Genomic DNA, 18,855 nt, shown 5'->3' on the forward strand with positions numbered 1-18,855 from the left:
ATAACAATAATTTTTTATAATTCCCTTTTTATTAGTACTTCCAAATAGGTAATGGTGTTTAATAAGTACTTCCTGTCCATTGTAATAGTGGACATGGCAATAGCACCTTGTATCATTGTAAACAACTGTTTCGCGAATTGGAGGGGCGTAACGGGTATTTTGATTTCCCCTGCATTAACACCATTTTCCAAAACTAGGGCAATTTTCCCTTCAATTTCTTTGATTGTTTCCCTAACTGCAGCAGCGAGTAATTTGTTGTTATGTTGGGCATCTACCCCCACATTTAGAATAGGACACCCTCCCATTGGTAAGGTGAAAACATCATATTTCTTATAAAAAGAAGTAAGATTGTTTAGTTTGTCCAAGGAGGAACCTGATATCGAAAGAACATCATCCAAACCCTCTAATAAAATACTTCGATTATATTCGAATGCAGAAAGTGCTAGCGCTTCTTTGTTTTCGAAATTCCCATAAAGTGCTCCTTTGGTAAGGCCGGTAGCTTCGGTTAAATCACTCATACTGGTGCCTACATATCCATGTTTATTAAAAACTGGGGCAACTGTTTCTATGATATAGGCAGTGGTTCTTTCGGCTTTGGTGGACATTTTTGGCAGTTTTATACGAAGATAAAAAAACTATACTGTATGGTATATCCCGCTCATAAAAAAAACGCCCTAAATATTTTTTAGGGCGTTTAACTATTTAATTATCAATTTATACCACCAAATCATTTTGATTTCTAAATACCAGTTCATCGTCAAATGCATCTAAAAGAATGACGCTGTCGGATTTAATCTTACCGCTTAACAATTCTTTGGACATATTATTTAGTACCTCTTCTCGGATGGTACGCTTCACAGGCCTGGCACCGAACTGTGGTTCATACCCTCTTTCAGCCAAATAATCGATGGCCTCATCGGTTGCATCCAAGGTGATGTTCTGTTTATCCAACATTTTCTTTAAACCTTCTAACTGTAATTTCACAATTTCTCTAATATCCTCCTTGTTCAGCGGTGTGAACATAATAATATCGTCTATTCTGTTCAAGAATTCCGGCCGAATCATTTTATGCAACAAACCTAAGACTTCAACCCTCGCAGCTTCAGAAGCACTGTGGATATCGGTCGTATTTTCAAATTTTTCCTGTATTATCTGGCTTCCCATATTGCTGGTCATAATAATGATGGTATTCTTGAAGTCCGCAACACGACCTTTATTATCCGTTAATCGACCCTCATCCAATACTTGGAGTAGGATATTAAAGGTATCCGGATGAGCCTTTTCGATTTCATCCAGCAACACAACCGAATAGGGACGCCTCCTCACCGCTTCGGTCAATTGACCACCTTCATCATAACCCACATATCCCGGAGGAGCACCTACCAATCTACTTACGGAATGCCTTTCCTGATATTCGCTCATATCTATTCTAGTCATCGCATTTTCATCATCGAACAAATAGGAAGCCAAGGTTTTGGCCAGCTCTGTTTTACCAACACCTGTTGTACCTAGGAATAGGAAGGATCCAATGGGCTTTTTCATGTCCTGCAGACCGGCCCTGCTTCTTCTTATGGCATCCGACACAGCTTGTATGGCTTCATCTTGGCCTACAACCCTTTTATGCAATACATTTTCAAGGTTCAATAATTTTTCCCTTTCACTCTGTAACATTTTTGTGACCGGTATGCCAGTCCATTTCGCAACAACTTCCGCAATATCCTCGCTAGTTACTTCTTCTTTTATTAATGTGCCGGCATTCTGTTGTTCTGCGAGTTCCTCTTGCAATTTTGCCGATTTTCCTGTGCATCCTTTATTTTTCCATATCTGATTTCCGCCACTTTACCGTAATCCCCATTACGTTCAGCTCTTTCCGCTTCCGCCTTGTAATTTTCAATATCCATTTTCGTTTTTTGGATATTATCCACAACGGATTTTTCGGTTTCCCATTTGGCAAAAATCTCATTACGCTCTTCTTTAACGTTGGCCAACTCCAAGTTAAGAGATTTTAACTTGGACTGGTCATTTTCCCTTTTTATGGCCTCAATTTCAATTTCCAGCTGCATTATTTTGCGATCTAAGACATCTAGTTCTTCTCGGCTTGGAATTTATTTCCATTCGAAGTTTTGATGCGGCCTCATCCATTAGGTCAATGGCCTTATCAGGTAAAAATCTATTGGTAATATATCGTTGGGACAATTCCACAGCCGCTATCACTGCCTCATCTTTAATACGGACCTTGTGATGGGTCTCATATCGCTCCTTGATACCCCTAAGAATGGATATGGCACTCTCCGTATCCGGTTGATCCACAGTTACCTTTTGAAACCGTCGCTCTAAAGCTTTATCCTTTTCAAAGTACTTTTGATACTCGTCTAGAGTAGTAGCTCCAATGGCCCTGAGTTCGCCCCTAGCCAAGGCTGGTTTTAATATGTTTGCGGCGTCCATGGCTCCTTGACCTCCACCGGCACCCACCAGCGTATGTATTTCATCAATGAATAAAATAATGTTACCATCAGCACTGGTTACTTCCTTAATAACGGCTTTAAGACGTTCTTCAAATTCTCCCTTGTATTTGGCACCGGCAATCAAGGCACCCATATCCAAAGAATAAATTACTTTATCTTTTAGGTTTTCAGGGATATCACCTTGAACGATTCTATGTGCAAGACCTTCTGCAATGGCTGTCTTACCCACTCCTGGCTCACCTACTAGCATGGGATTGTTCTTGGTCCTTCGTGATAGTATTTGCAATACCCTCCTTATTTCCTCATCCCTACCAATAACAGGATCCAGTTTACCACTATCAGCCAATTCATTTAAATTTTTGGCATATTTGTTCAAAGAATTATAGGTTTCTTCTGCACTTTGTGAAGTAACGTTTGAACCCTTTCTTAATTCATTGATGGCAGCTACAAGGTTTTTCTCTGTTACTCCTTGATCCTTTAAAATTTGAGATATCTTACTTTTCGATTTAAAAATGGCCAACAAAAGATGCTCAATGGATACATATTCATCACCCATATTTTTGGCAATGATGGACGCTTCATTGACCGTTTTTCCTGCTTCCCTTGAAAGCATAATATCTCCTCCTTGAACTTTAGGAAAGGAATTAAGTTCCTTTTCTAAAATCTGCTTTAATAAGTTGGAGTTGAGTCCCAATTTTTTAAAAATAAAAGGAACTACATTTTCCTCAACTTCTGTAATAGCCTTAAATAGATGTTCATTCTCTATTTGCTGATGCCCTAATGATTGGGCTATGACCTGAGCCTGCTGAACAGCCTCCTGTGATTTTATGGTGAAATTATTAAAGTTCATATATCGTAGTTTTGTATTGTATGTTACTTTTGTAGAGGAAAGGCAACAACCCTACCAATCATATTAACAGGACAAAATGTCGTGTATCCTGAAGGTTTTAAAGACATAAAGTCAGTTTGTATGAATGAGTACACGAACCTATTAAAGTTAGAGGAAGATGGGATTATTTGGTAATTTTTTTAGTAAAAATAATAATGGAAATACTGATGAAAGCTCAAATATTCCATGGGTATCACTTGAAAATATAACCCAACTAGATAAAGTGGTCGAAAATTCAAAAAGTAGACCCCAGGCCATTTTTAAACATTCTACAACATGTGGGGTTAGCAGAATGGTTCTGAATATGTTCAAATCCTCCTATTCATTGGAACCATCACAAATGGATTTTTACTTTTTGGATTTACATGCATACAGAGCGGTATCTAATGCAATTGCTGATAGGTTTGAAGTTATGCACCAATCACCGCAGCTTCTCATTATAAAAAATGGAGTAGTGGTGGCCCATAGTTCACATGGGGGAATCTCGGAAATTAAACTTGAAAAATATGTATAAAAAAACTCCGCAATTGCGGAGTTTTTAGTTTAATTGAAACTTTGTCTCGTGAGAATGGATTTTAGATTGTTCTTTAAATCTTCGCCGGCATCATAGACCATTTGTTCATTAGTTGGAAATGGAACCCTTGCGGCTTGTAGAAACGGTAATAGGTCATTGTCTAAGGCACGCTTATCGCCGTTGTAATTGGCATAAATGTGTTCAAAGACAAATTCGCTTGCCAATGGATATTGATTTATCTGCTGTTTTTTTCTTAAATCCGTAAAATTTACCACACCGACTACTTGAGCGCTTTTGAATTGGGTAAATTGATAGAAATCACAGCGCACAGTTTTAAATTTATCCACTTTTATTTTGTTACCAAGGCTATCCTTAACAACATTGCCATTTTGGTCCTCAACATACTGAAACCCATCCTTGATTTGCTTTTCCTTGATGATTTGCTTTTCATTTACCTGTTCCGGAGAAATGTTGATATCTTGAAAAGAAACTTCCATCAAATAGTCATAATTAATATTGGACAACCTATTTGTATGGTATTCCGTCCATAGATTGTTCAATCCATAGGTATTGAGATTCAATAACTCTTCTTCAAGACGTTGCGGTATCACTTTATCCGTATTATTTACCATCTCTACCATCACATAATCCAGCCCTTTTTGGTAAGCCTCGTCCATTTTATCCTTTAGTATCCCTATAATTCGGATTGATTTCTTCCAAAAACTTTAAATCGTCATAAGCTGACCTATATTCATTTTTGTATCTCGCATTTTGCAACAGTCCTACTGCGTTATTATATAGATAGTCTGACAATTCTACCTTTGCGGCTATAATATCGGAATCATAATTGTTGAAATTGAATCTAGCATTTCTATTCTCCTCTACAATGTGAAGAGGCAATAATGGCCTGATTCTTTGTTGAATTTCCTTCAACCTAGCATAGGATTCGTAAATAGTTTCGTAATTGGCCGGATTACCGTCCTTTTTAAGAAACTTAATATTTTGCAGCTCTCTTTCCGTATTCTTTTGGTAGGCTACCTCCAAAAGAACAATGTAGGCTTGATTGCTTTTTTTTGTCTTATTTTCTGCAATGTTTACAATTGCTTTGTTTATGGCGGCATTGTAATTCCCTGAATTCAATGCTTCCTGAGTTCTCTTTACCCCGCTACAGGACCATAATAGGGTAATCATACCAAAAAGTAGAAATCTTTTCATAACTAAAACTTTTAAAGGTTTCATTGCTATATTTCAAGAGCTGTGCCGGAAATATTCCAATACATAACGAAAAAGGATAAAGATTAGTGTAAAATAGACGAACTACATTTTTATTTATTATTCCTATCAATTTATTGCTAACCTTCAGTTATTAACTTTTGTTTGATAAAAAAAGTGGACTACCTAAATTTTATGATAGTAGAAAGTGGATCATATTGTACTTTTGCACAGGATTTTAATATGTATAAAAAATGGAAAGGGATACTCAAATTTTTGAACTCATAGAAGCGGAAAGAAAGCGTCAGACAAATGGAATAGAACTGATTGCCTCTGAAAATTTTGTCAGTCCACAGGTGATGGAAGCTGCAGGTTCCGTTCTTACCAACAAATATGCCGAGGGATATCCTGGCAAGCGGTATTATGGAGGATGCGAGGTCGTTGACGAAGTAGAGCAACTGGCTATTGACAGAGCAAAGGAGTTGTTTGGAGCGGAGTATGCCAATGTGCAGCCCCATTCCGGTTCACAGGCCAATGCTTCCGTTTATCATGCCTGTTTGCAGGCGGGAGACAAAATCTTGGGATTTGATTTATCGCATGGTGGCCATCTAACGCATGGCTCTCCTGTAAATTTTTCCGGAAAATTGTACAACCCTGTATTTTACGGTGTAGATGAGAAAACAGGCACCTTGGATTACGATAAGATTCAGGAAATTGCTAAAAAGGAGCAACCCAAATTGATAATTGCGGGTGCTTCAGCCTATTCCCGAGATATAGATTTCAAAAGATTCAGGGAAATAGCGGACAGTGTCGGTGCCTTGCTTTTGGCTGATATCTCACATCCCGCCGGATTAATCGCAAAAGGTTTACTTAGCGACCCAATACCTCATTGCCATATTGTAACCACAACCACCCATAAAACGTTAAGAGGTCCAAGAGGCGGTCTTATTTTAATGGGCAAGGATTTTGACAATCCTTTCGGAATCAAACTTAAAAATGGTAGTTTAAGAAAAATGTCCGCCCTTCCTGGATCCGGCCGTTTTTCCTGGAAATCAAGGAGGTCCTTTAGAACATATTATTGCAGCTAAAGCGGTCGCTTTTGGGGAAGCGCTTACGGATGAATTTGGGGTTTATATGCAACAGGTCAAGAAAAATGCGGATGCAATGGCCAAAGCATTCGTGGCCAGGGATTATAATATTATTTACGGTGGAACCGATAACCATATGATGTTAATCGATTTAAGAAATAAAGGAATTACCGGTAAAGATGCGGAAAAAGCATTGGTTTTGGCTGATATTACGGCGAATAAGAACATGGTGCCTTTTGACGATAAATCACCTTTTGTAACTTCGGAATTCGTTTTGGAACGGCCGCTATTACAACTAGAGGCTTAGTAGAGGAAGATATGGAGACAGTTGTAGAGTTTATAGATAAAGTATTGACAAATCCGAGAGGATACTCAAATAATTTCTGAAGTAAAGAAAAGTGTCAATGCCATGATGGGAGGTAGGGCCATATTTAATGAGATGACCATTAAAGCCTAATTATTCTCATCAAACAAGTGATAATCGAGGTTTGCAGCAATAAATTTATTGTCCTGCACATCGAAAATTAATCCGTCTACTTCAGACTCCATGTAAATCCCCCAATACTCCTTGTACGAAGAGGGTGTTGGGGATTTTTCATTTAGATCCATCGTATGAGAATTGCCGAGGTTATCCTCAAAGACGGGAATAAAGATTTCTTCCGGTTGTTCGGTCAATCCTTTGGTTATAGACACGTACTGCTTTGCAACTTCTGTTATAATCGTATTGAACTGCTCAGGAATACTGTTTTTGTAGATATTTTTAATAATGATATTGGTATCACTTAAATACAAGGTAATTTCCTGAATATCAATATCCCATTCCTTGTTTTGAGCAGTTAAAAGATCAAAATTCTTAGCGAGAATTGAGCCATGGATGTCAGTAGAACCCCAAAGCCCCTTGTTAAAATGACCTAGTACATCAATAAGGTTTAATGGACAGTCAAGCTCCAAAATCAAACCCAATTTTTGATTACAATCCTTGCTGTTCTTGATTGTAACTTCGGAAAAATAACCTAATTCAAGTGATCTCTTAAAATCTTGCAGACCGAAAATGCATTCAGCCGACGTTATATTTAAATTTTGAATAGGTTGATAACCATGTAATTTGAAAAGCATTCTTTACAATTCTTTTATTATAAAGATAGCCTTAATGCATATTCACAGGACTTAGGAAAACCTTAGAATTTCGGAGGATATTGTAATATTCTAAAAACTTAAATTACAAGATATTGTATTTCAATTAGTTACAATTCTTAAAGCAACACTATAAAAAGCCTCTTTTCTTAGCTTCCTGAATAAGCGCCAAATCATTTCCGTTTTTTACACCAAAAATAGCCTTTAACTGCCGCTTTCTTGCCTCTACGGTCGTATTGGCGGAAGCTATTAAAGGTGCGATATCTCTAGTGTTCGTTCCCAGCGACAAATAATAGAGTATTTTTTGGTCTTGTTCATCAATATCTATATTACTGGCCATTCTTCTACGTACGGCCCCTAATGCACTTGCCGTATAATACGGTGGCTTCTTTACTACAGTCTCTACCATAGTTTTTAGGGACATTTCATCTATCTCGGACTTAACCATATAACCGTCGGGGTTAACGGCTTTAAAAATGTTATTGATACGATAACTATCACTAAAGGAAGACATAAAAACGACTTTCGAGTCCGGCACTATTTCCCGTGCCAATTTGCCTAAATCCACACCCGACCTAGGATCTTTGGATTCAGCAGGAAAGAGCTGAATATCCAACAGAATAATGTCATAAGGTAATGTCCTTGCCGAGTGTTCAATCTTTTCCTTTCCCTTATCATAACTTTTGGCTATGTCCACTTTAACCGTAAAATCCTCAAACTCCGCATCCTCAAGGATATATTTATACCCTAGAGTTGTCATTTCATGGTCATCCACAGCCAAAATCCTCACCGTATTCATTCTCTATCTAATTTTAATGTTACCCTCTAAACGTGTTGTAAATTACTTTTAGTATTGTGACTTGTATAGGATATGGGAACCTCCAAAGTTATGGTAGTACCTTTATTGGGTTCCGATGTTACAAACCATTTCCCATTTAGTTTTTCTACTCTTGAACTAATATTCCGCATTCCTATTCCTTTTCTTTCCTTATCTAGGTTAAAACCTTTCCCGTCATCACCCATTTCCACAATAAGAATATCTTCCTTTCTTTCAAAATTAACAAAGAAATTTTGGCCTTCGGAATGTTTTATGGCATTTTGCAAACATTCCTGTATCATTCGATACATATTTATCTTAATTTCTCCTTTAAGTGCGTCGTAATCCTCATCCTCGTCGTAGTTGAAAGTAGTGATAATATTGGTATTTTCTTTTGCGGAACTTAATAAATCCTCAACGGAATTGACAAAGTTGTTTATTTTCTGATAGGCACTATGACTAAGTTCATGGGAAATGGAGCGTACTTCCTGCTCCACATTTTTCAATGCGGTAATAGCTTCCATTCTAGCCTCAATGGCATCTTCCCCGGTTCTTTTATTGAGCCCAGTCAAAACCATCCTCGCGCCCAACATTTTTCCCAAAACCCCATCATGGAGTTCTTCAGAAATTCTTTTTTGTTCCAGCCTTTTCACTTCGTCCACTTTTTGCTTTTGGGTAAGCATTAAATTGAAGATCTCTTGGTTATTTGCCTGTTGCTGTTGTAAAAAAAGTAATTTTTGGTTTTTGGCCCTTTGATTGATTATGATATAGACCGATATTCCCAAAAGGAAAAAGGCAAACGCCACCCCGGTCCAAATTTGTTTCTGCTTGGCTAGGACAGCAGTCTCCTCTTCCAGCTGCTCATTCGGGCGATGAATTCATCCGTTTCAAAGCGAATACGGGCAAATTTGTTTCGGGCTTGTCTTTCTAATTGTACTAAGCTATCATTTAATGAAATATATTTTTGGGCGTATTCAGGAGCACTTTTACTATCAATATTTATCAGAAAGGTATATGTTTCTAATAACCGTTCATTACTAGAACTTTCGTTGGCCAGCTCTATGGTTTTTATTCCATCATCAATGGCTGTTAAAGTATCTCCTAAAAACAAATCATATTCAGCCTTAGTAAAATAGGAAGAGGCGAGACCTCTCATATCTTGAAGACTATCATTAACATCTATTGATTCACTGATAAATTCCGAAACATCAATACTGTCATTTAATTTTAGCTTAGTAGATGCCAAATTAACCAGTGTTTTGGCGTATAATTTAGGGTTCTTCGATTTGAGACTATCAACTTCTAGATTTTCTAGGAAGTGGTTACGGGCTTTTTTAAATTCGCCCATGTCACGATACACTAATCCTCTGTTATTTATATTCTCTCTTATTATTTCCTCCGGGTTGTCTGTTTTTTTTAAGTATTTCAAGGCTTCATCATAATATTCAATAGCTTGTTCATATTCCTTCAAGGCTTGGGAAATAATAGCCAAGGTATTGTAGCAATTATATAGTTCTTTATTTTTGTCCAAAGGTTTCAACCGTTCAATAGCCGCAATAACATTAGCCTCACTACTTATATAATCCTTAACGTCCAATTGTTGGTTGGCCATATTGAAAAGCATGCGTCCGGAAAGAAATTTGTTCCCTTGTGCCTCAAAAATTTTTTGGGCTTGGGAATAACTGTAATATGAGCTATCTTTTACAGAGTTTCTGCTATAATAATAACCCAAGTCCCAAAAGGCATTTCCCAAGGCTGTAGAATCCTTTAGACTATTTGAGATTTTAATCGTTTCAAGATTTATTTTCTTAAAAAGATTTTTACTTTGTGATGAAGAACTATAATAAGAAAGACTGGATAAGAGCTGTATACGTGTGCTATCATCTTTAATCTTATTAGTGAGGTCAAAGGCTAGACTAAGTGATTTAGTTCTATTATCCTGTGTGACACCACCTGAATTACTAAATGTTATAAGGCTATCTATTCTTGCTTTTAGTTCATCTAGCCGATTCCTACTTTGTTGATTCTGTGCTTGAAGTATATTTGAGAATAAAACTACAAGTAGAAATAAAAGAAAATTTTTCAATCTATACCGTTTAGTCTTGTAACTATTTACTTACAATATATAAAAAAGCCCCGAACTTTTATGCTCGGGGCCTTTTTATATATCATTTAATAGTAGATACTATGCAATTGGTTTTGGAGGATCTCTTCTGTCATCGTTGTTTACACAACCGTCACAGGCCAACATTTTACTTATATCTTTCATAAAATCAAACTCATTTGCAGTGTTCTCTACTACGTAGGTGGTTAGTCCTAATGCCATTAATGCTACCGCTGCAATACTTACTACTTTTTTCATTTTTTTCAGTGTTTTTAGTTAGGGAAACGTTTTTTTATTACACTACTAAAGTAATAAGCCAATTTGTTGAAACAGCCTATTTTACTGGGTGTTTAGTGGATTGCGCGGTTCTCGTAGTATTTGAACCGATTTTGAGAGAATTTGGTCAATTAAGCGAGGAAATGCTATTTTTTGACAAGGCTTCCTTTAATTGATCCATCTTGTCCTTATAGGATTTTGAGAAAGGGAGGTTTTTTTCTCCTTCTTTAAGTGCGCAGATATTCTTGCCAAAGTTGATTCGGAAACATAGTTTGTATTAACAATGTAGCTCTGGTGTATGCGGATAAAGTTTTGAGGAAGTTGCTTTTCAAAAGTCTTTAGAGTCTTGAAAGCATTTACAACCGTTCCGTCCTTCATGAAAAATTCAGTGGTGTTGTTATCTGCCTGTAAATAAAGGATGTCCGCGGTGTTTAAATACTGGAAATCATTGTAGGACTTTAAGCAAATGGTTTGTGGTTCCTTGGTCCTGGCATTCTTTTCCTCAGTTTTAACAAGGATTTCCTAATGTCAAATTCATTAAAGGGTAGCAGCCAGTAATCAAAAAAACCATTTTTTATGGCATCGTATGCATGCTTTTTAGTTTTGGAAATTCCAATTACTATTGGAATTTCAACTAAATATTGATGCATTTCAAGTACCATCTGAAAATGTGCCTGGGTCTTTTGGTCTAAATTGATGAAGACCAAATCGGGGAAAATTTAAGAATTTGATTTAGTCCGTCATCAGGATTTTTGGCCAATCCGGAACAGCTAAAGTCCCCATACTCTTCCAAAAAAGTACTTAGCTGCAAGTTGGAGACAGCATCTGAATCAATGATGACATACGAATATTCCAAATCTACTAGTGTTCTACCGCAATTTACTAATAGACTGAAAATCTTTGAACTAGGAAAACCTTATAAAAATGGAGGACATTATAATATTCTTAGATAATTATCTGACTTTGAAAGTTTTTTCTTCCACATATTTAAGTAATGGACTACTCCACTTTTTCAGTTGCCTGATAAACGCCTAAATCCGGTGATGAAATTCTTTCATTATTTAATAAATCAAAAGGGACCTCGTTGGCAAATAGGATACTCCCTTTATTTATGATTTCTGAATCCAAGCCTATCCTAAAATCATTTACTTTGGGGTTGAAGAAATCCGGATTTACATTTAGGATACTATTTTCAAAAGCGGGATCATCAAAATCATACAAAAGAGCATCCATTGACTCTGTTCCAGTATCCTTGAACTTTATAAAACAATTTTCAAAACTGTAGTTAAAGTCGTTCTCACTATTCGTGGAAAGCATTAGTTCAGACATTGAATTACCGTCAATAATACAATTTCTAAAATCAGCCTGTAGTAAATCAATCCCAGTATTTGAAGCAGATTTCGAATAATTACTTAATTCCAATGCCTTGCCGAATCTAAAACCATTGATCCAGTAATTGGCAATGGTAGCATGCGTAAATTCATATCTTCCACCTAGATCACATTTTAAGGATGAACTGCCCGAGTTCCCAACTAGTAAATTCCTAGCGATTATGTTTGCGAATCTTGCCCATAGATTATGTAATGAGCTATTATGAATTTGGCTATTGGTAATATCCAAAGTTGATTCTTCAACGTTTATATTACCTTCTACATAAATCCCGATTTCCGCATTTTTCACGGTTAAATTCGTTATTCTATTATTTGTACTTCCTTTTGATATGAATATGCTGCCCCACTGACCTGGGATGTTGGAAAAGGCAGGCTCTAGTCTATCACCTTCAAATATCACTTCGTTTTCCAACACCTCAGTGTCGCTACTATAACTTCCATTGATCTGCAGAGAAGCATTTGGTTTCACATGCAATCCGGAACCATTATGAAAATGAATCCTAGCACCGGCATCTATGGTAAGCAGTTTATTTTCAGGAACGGAGGCATATCCATAGATAACATAGGGTTTGGTATTGGTAAAATGCAGCTGGTCGTCCTTAAGGTCAAAACCTTCTACCCATACATCCGTACCGTCTTCTTGGGTATATAACTTGATTTCCCCTTTTGTACCATCGGGATTTTTATCAGGATATAGAAAAATGGCGTCTTTTACCAGTGTCACCAATTCCACTTGCTGCTGATAAATACCATCATCAAACTGAATGGCATCCGTATACACTATTTGGAATGCTTCTTCAGGTAGTGGAGCTACATTAGTTTCAATAAAAATAAATAAGCTGTCCTCCGCGTATAATGGCACTTCAGTAAAGATATTACCAGCTTTACCATCAACGTTTAATCTATAATAGCTATTGGTGCCATTTCTGAGTTTAATAGATGGTATAAGAACATCATCTTTAGTCGTGTTATATACTTTGAGGTAATAAGTACTGCTTCCAATACCACTAAAAACAGTATCCAGGTATACAGTATCCTTTGAAAAGGAAAGATGCCCATCACTAGTCGCATATTCAAAGTCCTTCCTGCAAGAGCCTCCCCATAGCACCAACAAAAACAATAACAATATAAAGAGGAATTTTGATTTCACATCCGCAACATTTGTCGGGATTTAAGAGAATATCCGCTGAATATCTTCCGAAATCCGTATGGGTTTATGGGTGTCCTTATTTAATAAACACCATTCAGTACTTGAACGTACCAAGAGTGTATTTGTTATCTCATGAAACATTTCCACTATGCGAATAGAAATAGGGCCTTTACTACTTTCTATATATGTGGAAACAATAATGGGGTCATTGAGAATTGCCGGAGACTTATATTCAATAGTGTGTTTTAGTACGACCCAAATTACCTTATTTTGAATTTCAACAGGAGCCATTTTTGTCCAGTGCTCTTTAGAGATATCCTGTATCCACTGAACATATCTTACATTGTTCACATGATTTAGGTCATCCAAATCCTCCAAAGAAACCTTGATCCGCTTCGTAAAGGGCATTCTATTTTTTTTGAATTGTGACTTCGAACATTTTATCCCAGTCTTTTCCTGTTACAAAAAATGTCTTTCTTCTCGGATGATAGGCAATACCGTTCAATACGTTTTCAGTATCTACCCAGTTTTCGGTTTTTGTTACTTTATCACTAAGCCCTCCAAAATTTATAACCCCTTCAATGGCCCCGCTTTTAGCATCGATAATCATTACTCCTGGTTTTTGGTACACATTGGCATAAATTTTACCATCTACATATTCAAGCTCATTCGTATCGGCAAAAAGGGACTTGTTCGTAGCTATTTCAATATGGCCCTCTTCTACTAAGGTTGCAGGATTCAATACCCGGATTTTATCGGTGCCATCACTTTTGTATAATTTCTCACCATCGTTTGTAAGTCCCCAGCCTTCCCGACTTTTTCCATACTGGAAATTATCCAATTTCTTCATTGTATTTAAATCATAGATAAAACCCATGCCACTTCGCCAGGTAAGTTGATATATTTTATCATTTAAAATTGTAATGCCCTCACCAAAATAGGTCTCGTCCAAATCTATTTGCTGGTATACTTTTCCTGTTTTAAAATCCAATTTTCTTAGAAAAGAGCGACCTCTTTTTCCTGTTCCCTCATAAAGAGTATCCTTATGGAATTCCAATCCCTGCGTGTAGGCATTAGAGTCATGGGGATATTCGTTAAGTATGGTATAGGTATATATTTCCGGCGCTTGTGAAGCCAAGACTTTTAAGTTCTTTGTTATCTCAACAGTATTGCCTTCATAGGTAACAGTGGCCTTCAAAACCTTATTCCCCAATTTGGGAATTGAAAAGTCCAACTTATTATTCTCTACTTTTAAGTTTTCACCATCAATACTATAAACTACTTCTTCTATTTCCTTGTTTTTTAGATTTTTTAAGGAAACACCCAGTTTTTCATTTTGGTTTACCTGTTTGGCGTTTCCTTCCAATTCGATTGAAAATAAAGAAGAAGGCTTTTGGTTGCCACTACCACAGGATGCAATTAATAGTAGGCCAACCAAGGCCTTGGATATTCTGATAAACTTCATTTGGAATAACATACTAAATTTTGATAGTAAATTAAGGGAAAGCGACAAGTTAAAGCATTAAAATTAGAATGTAAAAAGGATTGTGAAAGTTTTAAAAGGTTGTATATTTGCACCCGGCAAGTCCTACACGACCAGCTCCTGTAGAATCCCCCAGGGTGGGAACGCAGCAAGGGTATACGGTCGTAGCGGTGCGATGTAGGTAGCTTGCCTTTTTTTATGCGCGAAAGTAAAGAACGAATTACCTTCCATTTTTTTGATCAAAATTCGGATATTTTTATTTTCCAAATTCCACACTTACTTTTGAAACATGGATTCTAAGATTGTACTTATAACTGGAGGGTCATCCGGTATTGGCAAGGCTATAGGCACCTATTTGAGTAAAAATGGGTTCATCGTCTACGGAACTACAAGAAATCTAAAAAAGTATTCTGATTTTAAGGACTTTGAATTGTTGGAAATGGATGTTAGGCAACCGGAATCTGTAAAGAAGGCCATTGAACTATTATTGAAAAAGGAATCAAGGTTGGATGTATTGATCAATAATGCAGGGGTTGGAATTACCGGACCTTTAGAAGAGACTCCTAACAATGAAATATTGAATGCTTTTGACACCAATTTTATAGGCCCTTTAAACGTAATAAAAGCTTCATTGCCCCAAATGCGAAAACAAAAGTGTGGCCTAATTATCAATATAACTTCCATTGCCGGTTACATGGGATTACCTTTTCGTGGAATCTATTCCGCATCAAAAGGCGCTTTAGAACTAATTACGGAAAGTCTCCGGATGGAAACCAAGGATTTCGGCATAGAATGCACATGTTTGGCACCAGGGGATTTTGCGACAAACATTGCCGCTGGGCGCTACCATGCCCCCATAAAGGAAAACTCACCATATAAAGAGTCTTATGGCGCTATATTAAATAGTATTGATGAAGATGTTGATAAAGGTGGAAATCCGGAAGAGGTAGCCAAAAAAGTGCTTCAGATTATTAACATGAAAAAGCCAAAAGTGCATTATAAAGTTGGTGCTTTCATGCAGAAGTTTTCCATAATACTTAAAAGAGTACTACCTGATACTTGGTATGAGCACCTTTTAATAAAACATAGTAAAAAATAATCTGAATAAGCTTATTAAAGGTTGTTCCAATAAATGTTGGAGAAAGCATCTACAATCATTGCATCATTGGTAATAATACACTTGTTCATCGGATAGATAATAAGATTTTCTTGAAGCTGTTGAAAATCATCTGTCTTGAATTGACTATTGGCATCAAATTCGAACTTATTAACTATAGCTTTCCAATTATTGGTTTCGGTTCTAAAATTGATACCTATAAATTCATATTCAGGTTTTATTCCTTTTAGTTCCTTAACTCTATCGAAAATATTCTCATAGTGATTCTTATCAGTACCTGACCAAAAATAAAAGATCACTTTTTTATCCTTACTTAAAGAAGGTAAAGATACCGTAGAATCGTTCATTGATACCAACTTAACATCAGGTACAGGGCTGTTTGGTTGAATATTACTTATGCCCTGATATAATCGTTCAATCTCCTTAATATGAATATTGTTACCGAGATATTCTCTGAAACTCATCTATGAATACCTTATTACTGTCTACATCATGTTCCCTTAATAAGTAATTAAAGGCAACATTTCTAAAGAGATTGTCCCTAAGTTCCTTTTCACCAACCAAACTGTCAATCAAGTTCAACTTATGTTGATTAAAATGTAATTGGTTTTTAATTGCACCACCATTTTTGCCACAATCATCAGAACAGGTCATGTAAGATATATTCCCAAGGTGCAATTTCATAAATTCATAATAGGGTCTTAGATAGGTCAAATTCTTATTGCCATACTCTATATCATTTCTGTAGGCATAAAAGTCCTCGGAAATCTCATGAAGATTATCTTCTCTAAGTTTCCATCTATGTTTAAAGGGATAGTTTTCCTTGTATTTGTAAAAGGTATAATCAATACTAGCCTTCGCTATTTCATAGGCCGTATCGGTTAAATCGGCTTCCTTGTTCAATTCATCAAGTACTTCCAGTTTTTCCTTTCGAAGACTTTCGATTTTTTCGGAGAACTCATCAGTTTCCAGTTCATATAGTTCGGAATACATTAATTGCTCAACTTCCTCATCCTCTAAAAACACCTCCAAAAGAAAGTTGTTCAATTCCTCATTGGTTCCAGTAAAATACCAAGGATTCATCGAAGTAAAGAGTATTCAAACGTATCCAAACGCTATCGCCCTTTTCGAGATAAACATATTGTTGTTCCGGACTATGGTTGAAGTGATATAATCCATCGCCTACATTGTTCAACTTAAACGAAAAGCGATTGGTATTGTCAAGTTTGGCAGAATCCGAGCCTCACTCCCTTTGAAGAGTACCACATATTCGCTTGTCGGATTTACGATTTCCCCAGCAAAGAAAACACCAGATTCGTCAGTAACGGGGGAATTACAGCCAATTAAAAGCGAAACAAGTGCGATAGGTAAAAATTTATCCATACACAAATTGGGCAACATTTGAGGTCAAAAATAATGATCCGATACTTCGATCCTTGTTAATACCTAGTTAAAACTTAATGGTTTAGGCTGTAAGGAACATTATAACGGATGATGTGCAATGTTTGTTGGTTTTCGCCTATTAATTTCAGTATTTTTGCAAGGATTTTTAAAATGTGCAATATGCTATCGGTATCCAATTTATCAGTACAATTTGGAAAAAGAGTTTTGTTTGACGAGGTTAACGTAGTTTTTACGGAAGGTAATTGCTACGGCATAATTGGGGCTAACGGTGCCGGTAAATCAACTTTTTTAAAGGTATTGTCCGGACAAATAGACCCAACTTCTGGTCATGTCCATTTGGAACCGGGTAAAAGAATGTCCATTTTGGAACAGGACTATAATGCTTCTGACGAGTATACCGTTCTAGAGACTGTTGTTAAAGGCAATAAGCCTCTATATGATATTAAGAAGGAGATTGATGCCCTGTATGCGGATTACAACGACAAAAATGCCGATAGGATAGGGGAGTTACAAGTCCAATTCGAGGAAATGAATGGTTGGAATGCCGATAGTGATGCGGCTGCATTACTTTCCAATTTGGGCATAGGTGAAGAGTTGCATTATACACTTATGTCCGATATGGATTCCAAATTAAAGGTTAGGGTACTTTTGGCCCAAGCCTTATTTGGTAGCCCGGATGTACTTATAATGGATGAGCCTACCAATGATTTGGATTATGAGACTATCAATTGGTTGGAAAACTTTTTGGCAGATTATGAAAATACGGTAATTGTTGTATCGCATGATCGACACTTCCTGGATACAGTCTGTACGCATATTGGTGATATCGATTTTGGTAAATTGAACCTATATTCAGGTAACTATACTTTCCGGTATGAAAGTAGTCAACTGGCAGCAAGGCAGAGGGCACAACAAAACAAAAAGGCTGAGGAAAAAGCTAAGGAATTGCAGGAATTTATCATGCGTTTTAGTGCCAACGTTGCTAAGAGCAAACAAGCAACTTCAAGGAAGAAAATGCTTTCTAAACTTAAAGTGGATGATATTAAGCCATCTAGTAGAAGATATCCTGCCATCATTTTTGAAAGGGAACGTGAGGCCGGCGACCAAATATTGAACATTGATAAATTAAAGGCTACTACAGAAGAAGGGGAGTTGCTATTTGATAATGTCAACATTAATCTTGCAAAAGGAGATAAAATAGCTATCATATCAAGGGACTCAAGAGCAACTACAGCTTTTTACGAAATCATAAATGGAAATAAAAAACCCGATGCAGGCAAACATAGTTGGGGAGTCACAACCACTCAATCCTATTTACCTGCTGATAACTCTAGTTTTTTTACCCAGGACATCAACTTGGTAGATTGGTTAAGACAATGGGCCAAGACCGAAGAGGAGCGTGAAGAAGTTTATATTAGGGGCTTTTTGGGCAAAATGTTGTTCAGTGGCGAGGAGGCCCTTAAAAAGTGTACGGTACTCTCCGGAGGCGAAAAAGTTAGATGTATGTTGAGTAGAATGATGATGCTAAGGGCCAATGTTCTCATGTTAGATGAACCTACAAACCACTTGGATTTGGAAAGCATCACAGCATTCAATAATTCCTTGAAGAATTTTAAGGGAACGGTCTTATTCACTACACATGACCATGAGTTTGCTCAAACAGTGGCTAATAGAATTATTGAATTAACACCTAAAGGCAACATTGATAGATATTCTACGTTTGATGAATATATGTCTGACAAGGCATTGAAGGAACAGAGGGGCAAGATGTATGCTGTTCCAGTATAAGGAAGTACAACCCAAATCTATAC

At 36.9% G+C, this 18,855-nt stretch carries 18 protein-coding genes, 1 other RNA gene and 2 pseudogenes; 5 read left to right on the forward strand and 16 right to left on the reverse strand.

Annotated features, from left to right (window positions below):
* Positions 1 to 14 precede the first annotated feature (14 nt).
* Both NYZ99_RS09450 and clpB read right to left on the reverse strand, forming a co-directional pair.
* Positions 15 to 605 (reverse strand): TetR/AcrR family transcriptional regulator, encoded by a 591-nt coding sequence (locus NYZ99_RS09450; RefSeq protein WP_260575032.1) that lies wholly within the window; start codon positions 603 to 605, stop codon positions 15 to 17.
* A 109-nt stretch (positions 606 to 714) separates the two neighbouring features.
* Positions 715 to 3,315: pseudogene (gene clpB, locus NYZ99_RS22915) on the reverse strand (ATP-dependent chaperone ClpB).
* A gap of 157 nt (positions 3,316 to 3,472) precedes the next feature.
* On the opposite strand from clpB, the gene ytxJ reads away from it, so the two are divergent.
* On the forward strand, positions 3,473 to 3,868 hold the full coding sequence (gene ytxJ / locus NYZ99_RS09475; RefSeq protein WP_260575035.1) for a bacillithiol system redox-active protein YtxJ: 396 nt from the start codon (positions 3,473 to 3,475) through the stop codon (positions 3,866 to 3,868).
* Between the two features lie 29 nt (positions 3,869 to 3,897).
* On the opposite strand, the gene NYZ99_RS21705 is transcribed toward ytxJ, so the two are convergent.
* Both NYZ99_RS21705 and NYZ99_RS21710 read right to left on the reverse strand, forming a co-directional pair.
* Entirely contained in the window at positions 3,898 to 4,545 is a 648-nt protein-coding gene (locus NYZ99_RS21705; protein WP_338039411.1) for a hypothetical protein, read from the reverse strand.
* Between the two features lies 1 nt (position 4,546).
* The gene (locus NYZ99_RS21710) at positions 4,547 to 5,083 is read right to left on the reverse strand and encodes a hypothetical protein (protein WP_338039412.1); all 537 of its coding nucleotides are present in this window, start codon (positions 5,081 to 5,083) and stop codon (positions 4,547 to 4,549) included.
* 251 nt (positions 5,084 to 5,334) lie between these two features.
* On the opposite strand from NYZ99_RS21710, the pseudogene glyA reads away from it, so the two are divergent.
* Positions 5,335 to 6,625, forward strand: a pseudogene (gene glyA, locus NYZ99_RS09485) (serine hydroxymethyltransferase).
* Here the strand turns inward: glyA and NYZ99_RS09490 are convergent.
* The 10 genes from NYZ99_RS09490 to NYZ99_RS09530 all read right to left on the reverse strand — a co-directional run bounded on the left by NYZ99_RS09490 (position 6,622) and on the right by NYZ99_RS09530 (position 14,505).
* Positions 6,622 to 7,125: a hypothetical protein gene (locus NYZ99_RS09490; RefSeq protein WP_260575036.1), complete on the reverse strand. Its 504-nt coding sequence runs from the start codon at positions 7,123 to 7,125 to the stop codon at positions 6,622 to 6,624. The pseudogene glyA and the gene NYZ99_RS09490 sit on opposite strands and share 4 nt — an antisense overlap.
* A 307-nt stretch (positions 7,126 to 7,432) precedes the next feature.
* Positions 7,433 to 8,101 (reverse strand): response regulator, encoded by a 669-nt coding sequence (locus tag NYZ99_RS09495; protein ID WP_260575037.1) that lies wholly within the window; start codon positions 8,099 to 8,101, stop codon positions 7,433 to 7,435.
* Positions 8,102 to 8,127: 26 nt separating this feature from the next.
* A complete protein-coding gene (locus NYZ99_RS09500; RefSeq protein WP_260575038.1) occupies positions 8,128 to 8,925 on the reverse strand; it encodes a sensor histidine kinase in 798 nt (265 codons plus the stop codon).
* 26 nt (positions 8,926 to 8,951) lie between these two features.
* On the reverse strand, positions 8,952 to 10,205 hold the full coding sequence (locus NYZ99_RS09505) for a tetratricopeptide repeat protein (protein WP_260575039.1): 1,254 nt from the start codon (positions 10,203 to 10,205) through the stop codon (positions 8,952 to 8,954).
* Positions 10,206 to 10,304: 99 nt separating this feature from the next.
* A complete protein-coding gene (locus NYZ99_RS09510; RefSeq protein ID WP_260575040.1) occupies positions 10,305 to 10,481 on the reverse strand; it encodes a hypothetical protein in 177 nt (58 codons plus the stop codon).
* 186 nt (positions 10,482 to 10,667) lie between these two features.
* The gene (locus tag NYZ99_RS22920) at positions 10,668 to 10,877 is read right to left on the reverse strand and encodes a LytTR family transcriptional regulator DNA-binding domain-containing protein (RefSeq protein ID WP_420845211.1); all 210 of its coding nucleotides are present in this window, start codon (positions 10,875 to 10,877) and stop codon (positions 10,668 to 10,670) included.
* 310 nt (positions 10,878 to 11,187) lie between these two features.
* Positions 11,188 to 11,355, reverse strand: coding sequence for a hypothetical protein (locus tag NYZ99_RS21715; RefSeq protein ID WP_338039413.1), 168 nt, complete (start codon positions 11,353 to 11,355; stop codon positions 11,188 to 11,190).
* 143 nt (positions 11,356 to 11,498) lie between these two features.
* Positions 11,499 to 13,040 (reverse strand): hypothetical protein, encoded by a 1,542-nt coding sequence (locus NYZ99_RS09520; protein ID WP_260575041.1) that lies wholly within the window; start codon positions 13,038 to 13,040, stop codon positions 11,499 to 11,501.
* Between the two features lie 21 nt (positions 13,041 to 13,061).
* Positions 13,062 to 13,448: an acyl-CoA thioesterase gene (locus tag NYZ99_RS09525; protein ID WP_260575042.1), complete on the reverse strand. Its 387-nt coding sequence runs from the start codon at positions 13,446 to 13,448 to the stop codon at positions 13,062 to 13,064.
* Position 13,449: 1 nt separating this feature from the next.
* On the reverse strand, positions 13,450 to 14,505 hold the full coding sequence (locus NYZ99_RS09530) for a glutaminyl-peptide cyclotransferase (protein ID WP_260575043.1): 1,056 nt from the start codon (positions 14,503 to 14,505) through the stop codon (positions 13,450 to 13,452).
* A gap of 114 nt (positions 14,506 to 14,619) precedes the next feature.
* Between NYZ99_RS09530 and ffs the strand changes: the two genes are divergently transcribed.
* Positions 14,620 to 14,718, forward strand: an RNA gene (gene ffs, locus NYZ99_RS09535) — signal recognition particle sRNA small type.
* 94 nt (positions 14,719 to 14,812) lie between these two features.
* Positions 14,813 to 15,622: an SDR family oxidoreductase gene (locus NYZ99_RS09540; RefSeq protein WP_260575044.1), complete on the forward strand. Its 810-nt coding sequence runs from the start codon at positions 14,813 to 14,815 to the stop codon at positions 15,620 to 15,622.
* A 14-nt stretch (positions 15,623 to 15,636) separates the two neighbouring features.
* Here the strand turns inward: NYZ99_RS09540 and NYZ99_RS09545 are convergent, their stop codons facing one another.
* Positions 15,637 to 16,104 (reverse strand): hypothetical protein, encoded by a 468-nt coding sequence (locus NYZ99_RS09545; RefSeq protein ID WP_260575045.1) that lies wholly within the window; start codon positions 16,102 to 16,104, stop codon positions 15,637 to 15,639.
* Entirely contained in the window at positions 16,079 to 16,723 is a 645-nt protein-coding gene (locus tag NYZ99_RS09550; protein WP_260575046.1) for a hypothetical protein, read from the reverse strand. The genes NYZ99_RS09545 and NYZ99_RS09550 overlap by 26 nt, the downstream gene beginning before the upstream one ends.
* 480 nt (positions 16,724 to 17,203) lie before the next feature.
* On the opposite strand from NYZ99_RS09550, the gene NYZ99_RS09555 reads away from it, so the two are divergent.
* On the forward strand, positions 17,204 to 18,832 hold the full coding sequence (locus NYZ99_RS09555) for an ABC-F family ATP-binding cassette domain-containing protein (protein ID WP_260575047.1): 1,629 nt from the start codon (positions 17,204 to 17,206) through the stop codon (positions 18,830 to 18,832).
* The last annotated feature ends 23 nt before the right edge of the window (positions 18,833 to 18,855 follow it).

Origin of the sequence: Maribacter litopenaei (genome assembly GCF_025244665.1) — a bacterium.
In the GTDB taxonomy this organism is placed as follows: Bacteria; Bacteroidota; Bacteroidia; order Flavobacteriales; family Flavobacteriaceae; genus Maribacter; species Maribacter litopenaei.